The organism is Streptococcus sp. SGI.013, assembly GCF_050315295.1.
In the GTDB taxonomy this organism is placed as follows: domain Bacteria; phylum Bacillota; class Bacilli; order Lactobacillales; family Streptococcaceae; genus Streptococcus; species Streptococcus porcorum.
Genome location: NZ_JBNPOS010000006.1, coordinates 1 through 15027 on the forward strand (window position 1 = coordinate 1; position 15027 = coordinate 15027).

The 15027-nt window shown below is 39.3% G+C and carries 13 protein-coding genes; 11 read left to right on the plus strand and 2 right to left on the minus strand.

Annotated elements, in window-relative coordinates; translation table 11 throughout:
- On the minus strand, window positions 1–498 hold a 498-nt coding region (locus tag ACQRDX_RS02470), incomplete at its 3' end, for a transposase (RefSeq protein WP_427896383.1).
- A 184-nt stretch (window positions 499–682) separates the two neighbouring features.
- Here ACQRDX_RS02470 and secA point away from each other — a divergent pair.
- From secA to ACQRDX_RS02515, 9 genes are all read left to right on the plus strand, one after another.
- Complete coding sequence (secA, locus tag ACQRDX_RS02475; RefSeq protein ID WP_427896381.1) at window positions 683–3217, plus strand: preprotein translocase subunit SecA; 2535 nt, start codon at window positions 683–685, stop codon at window positions 3215–3217.
- A gap of 15 nt (window positions 3218–3232) precedes the next feature.
- The gene (locus tag ACQRDX_RS02480; protein ID WP_427896379.1) at window positions 3233–4264 is read left to right on the plus strand and encodes a 3-deoxy-7-phosphoheptulonate synthase; all 1032 of its coding nucleotides are present in this window, start codon (window positions 3233–3235) and stop codon (window positions 4262–4264) included.
- Between the two features lie 3 nt (window positions 4265–4267).
- On the plus strand, window positions 4268–5323 hold the full coding sequence (locus tag ACQRDX_RS02485) for a 3-deoxy-7-phosphoheptulonate synthase (protein WP_427896377.1): 1056 nt from the start codon (window positions 4268–4270) through the stop codon (window positions 5321–5323).
- Window positions 5324–5401: 78 nt separating this feature from the next.
- On the plus strand, window positions 5402–5764 hold the full coding sequence (gene acpS / locus ACQRDX_RS02490) for a holo-ACP synthase (RefSeq protein WP_427896375.1): 363 nt from the start codon (window positions 5402–5404) through the stop codon (window positions 5762–5764).
- Window positions 5761–6864, plus strand: a complete 1104-nt coding sequence (gene alr / locus ACQRDX_RS02495; protein ID WP_427896374.1) for an alanine racemase — start codon at window positions 5761–5763, stop codon at window positions 6862–6864. The genes acpS and alr overlap by 4 nt, the downstream gene beginning before the upstream one ends.
- Before the next feature lie 49 nt (window positions 6865–6913).
- Window positions 6914–8929 carry an ATP-dependent DNA helicase RecG gene (recG, locus tag ACQRDX_RS02500; RefSeq protein ID WP_427896372.1) on the plus strand — a complete coding sequence of 672 codons (2016 nt, stop codon included), beginning with the start codon at window positions 6914–6916 and terminating at the stop codon, window positions 8927–8929.
- A gap of 36 nt (window positions 8930–8965) precedes the next feature.
- On the plus strand, window positions 8966–9475 hold the full coding sequence (locus ACQRDX_RS02505) for a GNAT family N-acetyltransferase (protein WP_427896370.1): 510 nt from the start codon (window positions 8966–8968) through the stop codon (window positions 9473–9475).
- 304 nt (window positions 9476–9779) lie between these two features.
- Entirely contained in the window at window positions 9780–10223 is a 444-nt protein-coding gene (locus tag ACQRDX_RS02510) for a VOC family protein (protein WP_427896385.1), read from the plus strand.
- Window positions 10224–10283: 60 nt separating this feature from the next.
- Entirely contained in the window at window positions 10284–11198 is a 915-nt protein-coding gene (locus tag ACQRDX_RS02515; RefSeq protein WP_427896368.1) for an aldo/keto reductase, read from the plus strand.
- A gap of 36 nt (window positions 11199–11234) precedes the next feature.
- On the opposite strand, the gene ACQRDX_RS02520 is transcribed toward ACQRDX_RS02515, so the two are convergent.
- Window positions 11235–12194 (minus strand): asparaginase, encoded by a 960-nt coding sequence (locus ACQRDX_RS02520; RefSeq protein WP_354369361.1) that lies wholly within the window; start codon window positions 12192–12194, stop codon window positions 11235–11237.
- Window positions 12195–12269: 75 nt separating this feature from the next.
- On the opposite strand from ACQRDX_RS02520, the gene ACQRDX_RS02525 reads away from it, so the two are divergent.
- The gene (locus tag ACQRDX_RS02525; protein ID WP_427896366.1) at window positions 12270–13661 is read left to right on the plus strand and encodes a Cof-type HAD-IIB family hydrolase; all 1392 of its coding nucleotides are present in this window, start codon (window positions 12270–12272) and stop codon (window positions 13659–13661) included.
- Window positions 13662–13758: 97 nt separating this feature from the next.
- Window positions 13759–14895, plus strand: a complete 1137-nt coding sequence (locus ACQRDX_RS02530; protein ID WP_427897459.1) for an ABC transporter ATP-binding protein — start codon at window positions 13759–13761, stop codon at window positions 14893–14895.
- Window positions 14896–15027 lie beyond the last annotated feature (132 nt).

Sequence of the window (15027 nt, forward strand, 5' to 3'; positions counted from 1 at the left end):
AGGTAGTTTTCCTGTGTAGCAGTGAGTCGGGACGTATTTAACATCCATCTGCCACTTGATACCGAGTTCAGTCGGCGTGTCATATGGTTTTGGGACATAAGATTTTTTCTTTGTTTTATGGGATTTGAAGAAGTCCAGTTTTCTCAAGATTCGAAAGAGTGAGCAAGGGTGTCTATCATATCCCTTATTCGTTTTGAGCTTGTAAAAAATTTCGATGAGGGTTGCGTTTGGATTTCTTTTGATGCAGTTTTTAATCCAGGTTAGCTCCTGCTCGGTATGAGCCTTTGGATGCGGTGTTAGAGGGCGATGAGAACGGTCTTTCAGCGACTCTTTTGTGCCATCAAAATGCTTGTTCCAGCGCATGAGAGAGGCTTTTGAAACTTTGTAACGTCGACAGATGAAGGCGACAGAGGCACCATTTTGATAGGTTTTAACAGCGTGGTAACGTGTTTCTAGAGTATGTGGTAAATAGCGAAGATTTTGTGATATACTAGTCATGAGAAGATTCCTTTTTTGGTGAGTGGTGGTACTCTTATCATATCAGGGAATCTTCTTTTTGACTTCTAGAAGTCTCACATCTATTGTAACGCTACAATCTACAAAAATGGAAGACTGTCTGATTATTGAAGAAAGCTCTAAAATATGTTAGAATGGAGCGATAAGACTATCGAAAGGAATTCAGATGGCACATATTATACGCAGAATCATTGAAAATGAAAAAGGCGAATTAAAAAAATTAGAACGTATAGCAAAAAAAGTCGAAAGTTATGCGGATGAAATGGACAACTTGCCAGATGCAGCTTTGCAAGCTAAAACAGAAGAATTTAAAGAGAGATACCAATATGGTGAGAGTCTAGATGATCTTTTGCCAGAAGCATTTGCAGTTGTACGCGAAGCAGCTAAAAGGGTACTAGGCTTATATCCTTATCGTGTTCAAATCATGGGAGGTATTGTCCTCCACCATGGTGATGTCCCAGAGATGCGTACCGGAGAAGGAAAAACCTTAACAGCTACCATGCCTGTTTATCTTAATGCTCTGTCAGGAGAAGGTGTACACGTTATCACAGTTAATGAATATTTGTCTGAACGTGATGCAACTGAAATGGGGGAATTGTATAGCTGGTTAGGGCTTTCGGTTGGAATTAACTTAGCAGCCAAGTCTCCTTATGAGAAGCGTCAGGCTTATCAATGCGATATTACCTACTCAACTAACTCTGAGGTCGGTTTTGACTATCTTCGTGACAACATGGTGGTCCGTCAAGAGGACATGGTTCAACGACCATTAAATTTTGCAGTTGTCGATGAGGTTGATTCGGTCTTAATTGATGAGGCCAGAACACCACTGATTGTTTCTGGACCAGCTAGTTCTGATACCAATCAGTTGTATCATCGAGCAGATATGTTTGTAAAAACACTGGTTCGTGAAGACTACGCTATCGATGTTCAAACTAAAACCATTGGACTGATGGACTCGGGAATTGATAAGGCCGAAGCTTATTTCCATCTTGACAATTTGTATGATATTGAAAATGTAGCCTTAACACACTTTATTGATAACGCTCTTCGAGCAAACTATATTATGTCTTTAGATGTGGATTATGTCGTCAGTCCAGAACAAGAGATTTTGATTGTTGATCAATTTACAGGTCGTACCATGGAAGGGCGTCGTTTCTCTGATGGGCTCCATCAAGCAATTGAAGCTAAAGAAGGTGTTCCGATTCAAGACGAGTCTAAGACAAGTGCCTCAATTACCTATCAAAATCTTTTTCGTATGTATAAAAAGCTTTCAGGGATGACAGGAACAGGTAAAACAGAGGAAGAAGAGTTTCGTGAAATCTACAATATGCGCATTATTCCAATTCCAACCAATCGTCCAATTCAGCGTATGGACCATCCAGATCTTTTGTATCCAACTTTGGAATCTAAATTTAATGCGGTTATAGAAGATGTGAAACGTCGTTATGAAAAAGGCCAACCTGTCTTAGTTGGTACGGTTGCTGTTGAAACGAGTGATCTTATTTCTAAGAAATTAGTAGCATCTGGTGTACCACACGAGGTCTTAAATGCTAAAAACCATGAAAAAGAAGCACAAATTATTATGAATGCTGGTCAACGTGGGGCAGTTACCATTGCGACCAATATGGCTGGTCGTGGAACTGATATTAAGCTTGGTGAGGGAGTGCGCGAATTAGGTGGTTTATGTGTCATTGGAACTGAGCGTCATGAAAGTCGCCGCATCGATAATCAGCTTAGAGGACGTTCTGGTCGCCAGGGCGATCCCGGAGAATCTCAGTTTTATCTTTCTTTAGAAGATGAGTTGATGCGTCGCTTTGGTTCAGACCGTATCAAAGCCTTCTTAGATCGTATGAGTCTGGAAGAAGAGGATGCTGTGATTAAATCACGCATGTTTACTCGTCAAGTAGAGTCCGCACAAAAACGTGTTGAGGGGAACAACTATGACATGCGTAAACAAGTCCTTCAATATGATGATGTCATGCGTGAACAGCGTGAGATCATCTATGCAGAGCGTTATGATGTCATTACAGCTTTTCGTGATCTAGGACCAGAAATTCGCTCTATGATTGGACGTACCATCGATCGTCAAGTTGATGCCCATTATGGTGCCAAAGAAGAAGGCTTAGAGGCTATCTTAAACTTTGCACGTTTAAATCTTGTTCCAGAAGAGTCCATTTCGCTGGCTGATTTAACAGGCTTGAAAGCAGCTGAGCTAAAAGAGGAATTATATGATCGTGCTATGGAAGTCTATGATCGTCAAGTGGCTAAATTTAAAGGTGATATTGACAAGCTAATAGAGTTCCAAAAAGTATTGATTTTAATGGTCGTTGACAGTAAGTGGACTGATCATATCGATGCTTTGGATCAATTGCGTAACGCAGTCGGTCTTCGTGGTTATGCTCAAAATAACCCAATTGTCGAATATCAGACAGAAGGTTTCAAAATGTTTAACGACATGATTGGAGCAATTGAGTTTGATGTGACACGGACCATGATGAAAGCACAAATTCATGAAAATGTGGAACGCGAACGTGCTAGCCATCAAGCAACGACAACGGCAACACAAAATATTGCGGCAAAACCAATTGGTGAAGAAGTATCAACAGAGAAACTAGATTTTAGTGGTGTTGGTCGCAATGATAAATGTCCATGTGGTTCTGGTAAGAAATTTAAAAACTGCCACGGACGACAACAATTATAAAGAGTAGGAAAAAATATGTCATTTAAAGCAACAAGTGAAAAAATTAATTTAGAAGATGTTAAAAGTGCTACACGTCTCACAGGCGATGTTCTAGCCAAAAAAGAATCACGCGATAAGGAATTAGAGGCCATTATGCGTGGAGAAGATGATCGCGTTCTTTTAGTGATTGGGCCTTGTTCATCAGATAATGAAGAAGCTGTTTTAGAGTATGCTCATCGCTTGGCGAAACTTCAAGAAGAAGTGAAAGATCGTGTCTTTATGGTGATGCGTGTTTATACAGCTAAACCACGTACAAATGGTGATGGTTATAAAGGGCTAGTTCACCAACCAGATGCAAAAGGTGCGCCAAACTTAATCAATGGTATTAAAGCAGTTCGTAACCTTCACTACCGTGTGATTACAGAAACCGGTATCACAACAGCAGATGAGATGCTTTACCCAGAGAATTTATCCCTTGTTGATGATTTGGTGTCTTATATTGCTATTGGAGCACGTTCGGTTGAAAACCAACAACACCGTTTTGTGGCTTCTGGAATTGATGTGCCAACAGGAATGAAAAATCCAACGTCAGGTAACTTAAACATTATGTTTAACGCTATGTATGCTGCACAAGCCCAACAAAACTTCTTGTTTAATGGGGAAGAAGTTCAAACAAGTGGTAACCCACTAGCACATGCTATCTTACGTGGCGCTGTTAATGAGTATGGTAAAAATATTCCAAACTATTACTACGACAATCTTCTTGAAACGATTGAAACGTATGAAAAGATGCAACTTGAAAATCCGTTTATCATGATTGATACTAACCATGATAACTCAGGCAAACATTACCTTGAGCAAGTGCGTATTGTTCGTCAAACACTCATTAATCGTGACTGGAATGAAAAAATTAGAAAATATGTTCGTGGTTTTATGATTGAGTCTTACCTTGAAGACGGTCGTCAAGATGAACCAGAAGTCTTTGGCAAGTCTATCACAGACCCATGTCTTGGTTGGGACAATACTGAACAGCTTGTTCATGAACTTTATGATTCGTTAGGAAAATAATTTATGGCAATTAGACAAAAAAGTGAGACCATTAAAGTCTCAGATGTGAAAGAACTTTCAAAACTATCTGGAGATGCTTTAGTTAAAAAAGAAGCACGTGATAAAGAATTGGCGGCAATTATCAAAGGAGAGGATGATCGTGTTCTCTTGGTGATTGGCCCTTGTTCATCGGATAATGAAGAAGCTGTTTTAGAGTATGCTCATCGTTTATCTAAATTACAAGAAGAAGTAAAAGATCGTATTTTTATGGTGATGCGTGTTTATACTGCAAAACCGCGTACGAACGGTGATGGTTATAAAGGGCTGATGCACCAACCAGACACTTCTAAGTTACCTGATTTGATCAATGGGATTGCGGCTGTTCGTAACCTTCATTACCGTGTGATTACAGAGACAGGTTTAACAACGGCAGATGAGATGCTTTACCCATCTAATCTCCCTTTGGTAGATGACTTGGTCAGTTACCATGCGATTGGAGCGCGCTCTGTTGAAGATCAGGAACATCGTTTCGTGGCATCAGGTATCGATGTGCCAACAGGTATGAAAAATCCAACATCAGGTAATTTGAATGTGATGTTCAACGGGATTTACGCAGCGCAATCAGCTCAAAACTTTATCTACCATAATGCTGAGGTAGAAACAGACGGTAATCCGCTTGCCCATGCCATCTTGCGTGGAGCAACGAATGAGCATGGGGAAAATGAACCAAACTACTACTATGATGTCTTGCTCAAAGCTATTGCTCAGTATGAAAAAATGGGACTGAAAAATCCATTTATCGTTTTAGATACTAACCATGATAACTCAGGCAAACAGTACCTTGAGCAGATGCGTATTGTCCGTCAGACTTTGATTAACCGTGATTGGAACGAAAAAATCAATAAATATGTTCGTGGTTTCATGATTGAGTCTTATCTTGAAGATGGTCGTCAAGATGAGCCAGAGGTATTTGGTAAATCCATTACAGATCCATGTTTAGGTTGGGAAAAAACAGAAAAAATGATTCGTGAAATCTATACAACACTAGGACATGATTCGTTTGAAGATTTAATCAAATAATAATAGGTAGTAAAAAAGGAGTGGGGAAGAGGCGTATAAGTACTTGTTCCCCCTTCTTCTTTTTGGTGATGAGACAGTATGATTGTAGGACACGGGATAGATTTACAAGAGATTAGTAAGATTCAGCAGGCTTATAAAAAAAATAAAAACTTTGTCACAAAGGTATTGACAGCTAAGGAACAATTGGTTTTTGCTGATTTAATGGGAAAAAAGCAACTCACCTATTTAGCAGGGCGTTGGTCAGCCAAAGAAGCCTTTTCAAAAGCCTATGGAACGGGAATAGAGGTCAAGGGACTGCGATTTCAAGATTTAGAAATTTTATCAGATGCTAAAGGGGCCCCTTATTTTTCAAAGCATCCCTTTTCAGGTTCTGTTCACGTGAGTATCAGTCATTCAGGAAATTTTGTCCAAGCTAGTGTTATTTTAGAGGAGGAAGTATGATTTCAAGTCCACATAGACCAACTGTCATTCATGTTGATTTGGAGGCAATTACCTACAATATCCATCAAGTTCAGTCTTCATTAGATAAAAAGACAAAAACTTTTGCTGTGGTTAAGGCTAATGCTTACGGTCATGGTGCAGTAGCAGTTTCAAGGGCAATTGAGTCACAAGTTGATGGCTTTTGTGTTTCGAATTTGGATGAAGCTTTGGAATTGCGAGAAGCAGGGATTAAAAAATCTATCTTAGTTTTAGGTGTCTTGATGCCAGAAGAGATTAATTTGGCCTTGGAGCATAATATCTGCTTAACCATTGCTAGTTTAGAGTGGCTTGATTTGGCTGAGCGTAAAGGTATTGATTTAACAGGCTTATCTGTACATTTAAAAGTAGATTCAGGAATGGGACGGATTGGTTTTAGGACAGCAAATGATGTTAATCAAGCTTTAGCGATATTAGGGGATAAGGCAGCTTTTGTAGAAGGCATTTTTACCCATTTTGCGACAGCTGATGAAGCCTCAAAGGAGTATTTTGATACTCAACTCTCTCGTTTTAAAACAATTTTAACGGGTTTAGACTGGGTTCCAGAAATGATTCATGCTAGTAATTCTGCTACAAGTCTTTGGCATAAAGATACGGTTTTTAATGCTGTTCGTTTAGGGCTTGTGATTTATGGTCTTAATCCAAGTGGTACTGTCCTTGAGTTGCCTTATGATTTAAAACCTGCCTTGAGCTTGGAGTCCGAATTGGTACATGTGAAGGTCTTGTCTGAAGGAGAAGCAGTAGGTTACGGAGCAAGTTATCGAACAACTGAAGAAGAAGTGATTGGAACGATTCCTATTGGTTATGCAGATGGTTGGACCAGAGATATGCAAGGTTTTTGTGTGCTGGTAGATGGGGAGCCTTGCCCAATCGTTGGTCGTGTATCGATGGATCAAATCACGGTTTCTTTACCAAAAGTGTATCCTTTAGGCACCAAAGTGACCTTAATTGGAACAAATAAGGAAAAAGTGATTTCTGCGACAGCTATTGCAGAAAAAAGAGGGACTATCAATTACGAAGTACTTTGTCTTCTTAGTGATCGCATTCCAAGAGATTATCTATAAAACAGGAGTGGGGTTAGGAAACTAACTCTGCTTTTTCAGTAGGAGAAGTATGTTATTAACAGATTCTTTAGCTGTCTTGCCAGGGATAGGCCCTAAGTCAGCAGAAAAATTTCAAAAATTATCTATTTTTACGATCAAAGATTTATTACTTTATTATCCTTTTCGGTATGAAGATTTTAAAGCGCGATCGGTGTTTGAGTTATTAGATGGTGAGAAAGCTGTCATTACAGGAACTGTAGTGACACCGGCTAATGTTCAATATTATGGGTTTAAGCGTAACCGTTTGTCATTTAAAGTACGACAGGGAGAGGCGGTCATTGCTGTTTCTTTTTTTAATCAACCTTATTGGCAAGATAAGGTGGTTGTTGGACAAGAAATTGCGGTGTTTGGAAAATGGGATCAAGCTAAAGGGGCTGTGACAGGCATGAAAATTTTAGTTCAGGTAGAAGAGGAAATGCAACCTGTTTATCATGTCGCACAAGGTATCTCTCAAGCGAGTTTGACTAAGGCTATCAAAGCGGCCTTTGAGATGGGGTATGATCGTTTGCTAGATGAAAATTTACCACAGACTTTAATAGATAAGTACCGCCTGTACACAAGGCAACTGGCTTGTCGAGCCATGCATTTTCCAAAGGATTTACCAGAATATAAACAAGCCTTGAGGCGTACTAAATTTGAAGAGTTATTTTATTTTCAAATGAATTTACAATCCTTAAAATCGGAAAATAAATCAGAAACAAGTGGTCTAAAAATTGATTATAACCCTCTTGCGCTAGAAAAACAAATTGCAGACTTGCCATTTCCTCTAACCAAGGCCCAAAGACGGAGTTTAGATGAGATTGTTGCAGATATGGCATCTGGTCGTCATATGAATCGTCTTTTGCAAGGGGATGTCGGTAGTGGTAAGACAGTTATTGCTAGTCTTGCTATGTATGCGGCTTATACTGCTGGTTTGCAGTCTGCTATGATGGTTCCCACAGAGATTTTGGCAGAGCAGCATTATGAAAGTTTGACCAAGTTGTTTCCAGACCTTTCTATTGCGATCTTAACATCAGGGATGAAGGCGGGTCCTAAGCGAACAGTCTTAGCAGCGATTGCTGATGGACAAGTGGATATGGTTGTGGGGACCCATGCTTTGATTCAAGATGGAGTGGTTTACCATCGTTTGGGCTTGGTGATTACAGATGAGCAGCACCGATTCGGTGTGGGGCAACGTCGCCTTTTTCGTGAAAAAGGGGAAAATCCAGATGTTCTGATGATGACAGCAACGCCTATTCCTCGAACCCTTGCCATCACTGCTTTTGGGGAGATGGATGTTTCACTTATTGATGAACTACCAGCTGGAAGAAAGCCGATTGTGACGCGTTGGGTTAAACATGAGCAAATGGAGTCGGTTTTAAGCTGGATTGGGAGTGAATTGAAAAAAGGTGCCCAGGTTTATTTTATTTCACCTTTGATCGAAGAGTCTGAAAGTTTAGATTTAAAAAATGCGGTAGCTTTGGAGGAAGAATTAAAGCATTATTTCTCAGATCAGGCGCGTGTGGCCTTGATGCATGGTCGTATGAAAAATGAAGAAAAAGACCACATTATGCAAGAATACAAGGCTCATCGTATTGATATTTTGGTTTCTACCACTGTTATTGAGGTTGGGGTAAATGTTCCCAATGCTACGATCATGGTAATTATGGATGCTGATCGCTTTGGGCTGAGTCAGCTGCATCAATTGCGTGGTCGCGTAGGACGTGGTGATAAACAATCTTATGCAGTTTTGGTGGCTAATCCTAAAACAGAGACAGGCAAGCAACGGATGAAAATAATGTGCGAGACCACTAATGGCTTTGTTCTTGCTGAAGAGGATCTCAAAATGCGGGGGTCAGGAGAAATTTTTGGAACACGCCAATCAGGCATCCCAGAATTTCAAGTAGCTGACTTGGTGGAAGATTATCCTATTCTCGAAGAAGCTAGAAAAGTAGCCAGTCAGATTACTAGCCAGCCTAATTGGAAAGATCAAGCTGAGTGGAAAATCATTGCTCAAAATTTACAAGAAAAGGGGCAGTTTGATTAATAAGCTCCTTACAGTAATAGAAAGAAAGGTGATAGTATGTTAAATAATCAAGTGACACTAGAGAATTTAGAGGAAAAAGATAAAGAACAGTTTATTCTAGACAATCAAGAAGCTTTTCAAGTAGCTGCCCTTGGCGTTTTAGCCAACCATCTTGAAGAAGAACCAGTGATCTCTAGACAAGACATTGAGGAATCTCTTGCTAATGGGATAGCTTACCGGATTTGTTTAGATGGTGAAAGAGTTGGCGGAGCAGTGGTGTCCATTAATGGGGATAAGGGAGATTTGGAGTTGTTATTTATTTCTCCAAACATGCAAGGAAAAGGAATAGGTTATACTGCTTGGGCGTTACTTGAAAAAGCTTATCCTAAGGTAAAAATCTGGCAAACCATGACACCTTATTTTGATAAACGAAATATTCACTTTTATGTCAATCGTTGTGGTTTTCAGATTGTTGAGTTCTTTCATCCTCATCATCCAGATCGACACCGAAGTGATGATGGTAAAGGTTTGGATGAGATGTTTCGATTTGAGAAAAGAAAAGTTTGATCTTAGATGCTTTTGTTTTGTTAAAGATTTATTTAAGAGTTTGCCGCTATAATGAGTCTATTCAAATGAAAGAGGTGACGCATATGACTGTAAAACTCAAAGTTGCTTATCAGAATAAAGAATTTCAAATGAAAAAAGATTTCCCTCACTACGGTGTTCGTCATTAAGATTTTATGGATAAAAAAAAGGATAGTAAAAACTATCTCCGTTTAAGTTTTTCTCTCAAGCTAACCATTTGCTTTTTAAAAAATACTTATGCTATAATAAGTTGCTTTATGCAAATGAAATAAAAGAGGATACGATGATGTTAAAAGCAATGGAAGTTTATTTGGTAATGGATGGAAATGGTCTTGAAGCTATCGAATTTTATAAAGAAGCACTAGGTGCAACAGTTGAGCAAGTCAATCTATACAAGGACTTTCTGCCTGATTGTCCAAAAGAATTAGAAAATTTTGTCATGAATGCTCAGTTTCGTTTAAATGGTCAGCGCTTTATGTTATCTGATAATAATCCAGAGATGCCATATACTGCAGGAGATAACATCACAGTAGCCTTGATTACAGATGATGCAGAAACAGCACAAGACTTATTTACAAAACTCTCAAAAGATGCCAAAGCTATTGCTATGGAATTACAAGCAGTACCGTGGTCACCAGCTTATGGTAATCTGACAGATAAGTTTGGCATCAACTGGCAGATCAATGCTGAGGTTGAAGGATACGGTCAAGAATTTTACGCAGAATCATAAAAAAAGTTGGGATTTCCCAACTTTTCATTTCAAATAAATTGAAAGGGTTTACAAGAATTTATGTCACAAAAAATTGGACAAACAGATATCAAAGCTTCTAAAATTGCGCTAGGTTGTATGCGTATGGCGAGTTTAGAAGCAAAAAATGTAGATGATGTGATTACTAGGTGTTTAGATCTTGGAATTGATTTTTTTGATCATGCGGATATTTATGGTAAGGGGCAATCAGAACAGGTCTTTGGAGATAGTGTGAAGCGCCTTGGAATCAAGCGAGAAGATATGGTCATTCAATCGAAATGCGGTATTCGAGAGGGCTATTTTGACTTTTCAAAGAAACATATACTAGCATCGGTAGAAGGTAGTTTAAAACGCTTAGGGACAGATAATTTGGATATTCTGGCCCTACATCGTCCAGATGCTTTGATGGATGTAGAAGAAGTAGCAGATGCCTTCTATGAGTTGAGAAAATCAGGAAAAGTCCGTTATTTTGGTGTTAGCAACCAAAACCGCTATCAAATGGAACTGTTAGAAGCTTATCTAGAACAGCCTTTGGCGGTCAATCAAGTGCAATTTTCTCCAGCACATACCCCTATGATTGACGCTGGATTAAATGTTAATATGGTTGATCGTCCCGCTTATGATAGAGATAATGGGATTTTAGACTATTGCCAGTTGAAAAAAATAACCCCACAAGCTTGGTCTCCTTTTCAAATTGATTTAGGACGAGGAATTTTTATGGGGCATCCTGATTATCAAGATTTGACACGCACCATTGAGGAACTTGCAGGTCAATATGGTGTTTCGCATGAAGCGATTATTATAGCTTGGATTTTACGTCATCCAGCAAAAATTCAAGCTATTGTAGGTTCAATGAACCCTGTTCGTTTAGAAAAAATTGTTGCTGCAAAACAAATTGAATTAAGTAGGGAAGACTGGTATCGTATTTATCGTAGTGCAGGTAATCGTCTGCCTTAATATAAAAAGGTTTGTGTAAGCACAAACCTTTTTATATTATCCTTCAATGTATTCTTTTAACTCCTGCCCTTTTAGACCAGCATTTAGAGCGATGAGTAATTTGATGCGAGCCTTTTGAGCGTTTAGTTCTTTTACAAACATGACACCTTTTTTAGCGAGTTGTACTCCCCCGCCATCATAAGCATAGACAGGCTCAGCAATACCATTAAAGCAACGCGACACTAGCACAACAGGGATATTATTAGTCATCAATTGTTCTAAGGCAAGTGCTGCTTGAGGAGGGATATTTCCAGCCCCCAGTGCTTCGATCACAATGCCATCCACACTGTCAGGAGATAGTAAGCTGATAATGCCATCTCCCATACCAGCGTAAGCTTTGATAATAGGAACGGTACCAGAGATGGTCTCAAGTTCAAAACGTACACGGGGTTCTGCCGTTTTAAAGTAAAGGATATCATTTTTCATGATGATGCCTAAGGGACCATGTGTCGGAGTTTGGAAAGTGGAGACGTTAGTTGTATGGGTTTTGGTCACATATTTGGCAGCATGGATCTCGTCATTCATGACGACCAAGACCCCTTTATCTTTACTTTTTTCATGGCTGGCAACTCGTAAAGCAGAAAGGTAGTTATAGATGCCATCACTACCTAGTTCATTGGAGCTACGCATGGCTCCTGTCAAAACAACAGGTATATCAGGAAGTGCCATTGTATCTAAAAAATACGCTGTTTCTTCTAGGGTATCTGTTCCATGGGTAATGACGACGCCATCATATTGTCCAGCTGTTTCCTTGATTTTTTGATAAAGTGCCATCATATGTGTCATAGTGATATGAGGACTGGGGACATTTAGAAAGTCTAAAACATCAAGGCTGACTTGTTTTAAATCTAGTCCAACTTGGGTCATCGGATTTACTGTATCAGGAACAACGTTTCCTTCTTGATCAGCATGCATGGAGATGGTACCTCCTGTGTGGAGGACAAGGATTTTTTTCATTGTCATTCTATTTCTCTCTTAAAATGTGTTATACTATATTTTAACATAAAGAAGAGGAAGAAGAAGGACTATAATTTGGCAATTAAAGCAGTTTTTTTTGATATTGATGGCACGCTCTTGACGGATATGAAGACTGTTTCCAAATCGACACAAGAAGCGATAAAATCAATGAAAAAACAAGGCATTTTGGTCGGTGTGGCGACTGGTCGTGGTCCTAGTTTTATCAATCGCTTTATGGAAAATTTAGAGTTAGATTTTGCAGTTAGTTATAATGGTCAATTTATTTTCACACGCGATCAGATTCTTTATCAAAATCAGCTTCCTAAATCAACTATCTATAAAGTGATCAAGTATGCAGGAGACAAGCGTCGTGAGATTTCTCTTGGAACGGCATCTGGTCTAGTTGGATCTAATATCATCAATATGGGGACAAGTCGTTTTGGTCAAATTGTTAGTCGTATTGTTCCAAAGCGATTGACAAAAACAGTTGAGCGCTCTTTTAAGCATTTGATTCGTCGCTTTATTCCTCAGAATCGTGCCAATCTTCTCACGATTATGCGTGAGCCTATTTTTCAAATCGTTCTTGTGGCAACAGCAGGAGAAACAGATAAAATCCAAGAGAAATTTCCACAACTAAAGATAACACGCAGTAGTCCTTACTCTGCTGATTTAATTGCTAAAGGGCAATCTAAATTGGTTGGTATTGAGCGAGTTGGTCGAATTTTTGGTTTTGACTTAGATGAGGTTATGGCTTTTGGGGATTCAGATAATGACAAAGAGATGTTGATGGGTGTTGGTGTTGGCGTTGCAATGGGAAATGCGACGGAGGAGTTAGCAGCAATCGCCACTTATCGCACGAGTAGCAATAATCACGATGGCATTGCTAAAGCTTTGTCACATTATGGTTTGATTCATATTGAAACAGACCGCACGTTTACCAGTAGCGATGATAATTTTAATAAGGTAAAAGATTTTCATCAGCTGATGGATGGTGAGACCTGTGAGACACCAAGGACCTATGGTCTTATAGAAGCAGGGCATCGGGCAGATTTTAAAGTTGAGGAAATTGTCGAGTTTTTATATGCGGCATCAAATGGTGACCAAGAGGAGTTTACTCAAGCTATCGCAAATCTTCATCTTGCAGTTGATAAGGCAGTCAAAAAGGTGCAAAACAAACCTCATCCAGAAAGTCCACTTGTTGGAGAAGTGGATGCCCTAGTAGATCTACTTTACTTGACTTATGGTTCTTTTGTTTTAATGGGAGTTGATCCTAAGCCACTTTTTGATACTGTTCATGAAGCTAATATGGGCAAAATTTTCCCAGATGGTCAAGCTCATTTTGATCCTGTGACACATAAAATTTTAAAACCGGATGATTGGGAAGAACGCTTTGCCCCTGAACCAGCTCTTAAGCGAGAGTTAAATCGCCAAATTCAAAAATCCTTAATCCGAAAAGCTAGTCGTTAATCTATTTTGCGTAGGAAATTTCCTGCGTAAAATTTTTCTTGACTTATGCAAGCGTTTGCGGTAAAATAAAATCAAATTAAAATAAGGGAGAAAACCTATGACAACCCTCAATCTTAATAAAGTTTACAAAAAGTATCCAAACGCAACGTATTACTCTGTTGAAGATTTCAATCTTGATATTAAAGACAAAGAGTTTATTGTCTTTGTTGGCCCATCTGGTTGTGGTAAATCAACGACCCTTCGTATGATTGCAGGACTTGAGGACATTACCGAAGGTGAGTTTTATATTGATGGTAAACTCATGAATGACCAAGCGCCGAAAGATCGTGATATCGCTATGGTCTTCCAAAACTATGCCCTCTATCCACACATGAGTGTTTATGAAAATATGGCATTTGGTCTAAAACTACGTAAGTACTCCAAAGATGAAATTGATAAGCGTGTCAAAGAGGCAGCTGAAATTCTTGGTTTGACAGAATTTTTACAACGTAAACCAGCAGATCTATCTGGTGGACAACGTCAACGTGTTGCTATGGGGCGTGCCATTGTTCGTGATGCGAAAGTTTTCTTGATGGATGAGCCATTGTCTAACTTGGATGCCAAATTGCGTGTCTCTATGCGTGCAGAGATCGCCAAGATTCACCGTCGTATTGGAGCGACAACCATCTACGTGACACATGACCAAACAGAAGCAATGACTTTGGCAGATCGCATTGTCATCATGAGTGCCACTAAAAACCCAGATAAATCAGGCTCTATAGGTCGTATTGAGCAAATTGGAACACCGCAAGAACTTTACAATGAACCAGCTAATAAGTTTGTCGCAGGCTTTATTGGAAGCCCAGCTATGAACTTCTTTGAGGTGACAGTTGATAAGGGTGAGATTCGTAGTGATGATGGCTTTAGAATTGCTCTTCCGGCTGGACAGGAAAAAGTCTTAGAAGCAAAAGGTTACCTTGGGAAAAAAGTAATTTTTGGAATTCGTCCAGAAGATATTTCAAGTAAAGAAATCGTTAAAGAAACCTTCCCAAGTGCTAATGTTCAAGCAGAAGTCGTGGTTTCAGAGCTTTTAGGTAGCGAGACCATGCTGTATGTGAGAATTGGTCAAACAGAATTTGCCTCACGTGTTGATGCCCGTGACTTCCATGAACCAGGAGAGAGTGTTGATTTGACGTTTAATGTTGCTAAAGGCCACTTCTTTGACCTAGAGACAGAAAAACGTATCACTAATTAAAGCTAAGTTCCATAAAATAGAAGGAAAAAACCAGTTGTTAGCTGATGATTCAGCTAAGTTTTGGAATGATTTTTGTATCCCTAAATAGTTTTGGGGAGATGCAGTAATAATAAATGATAAGACAACTTGTTC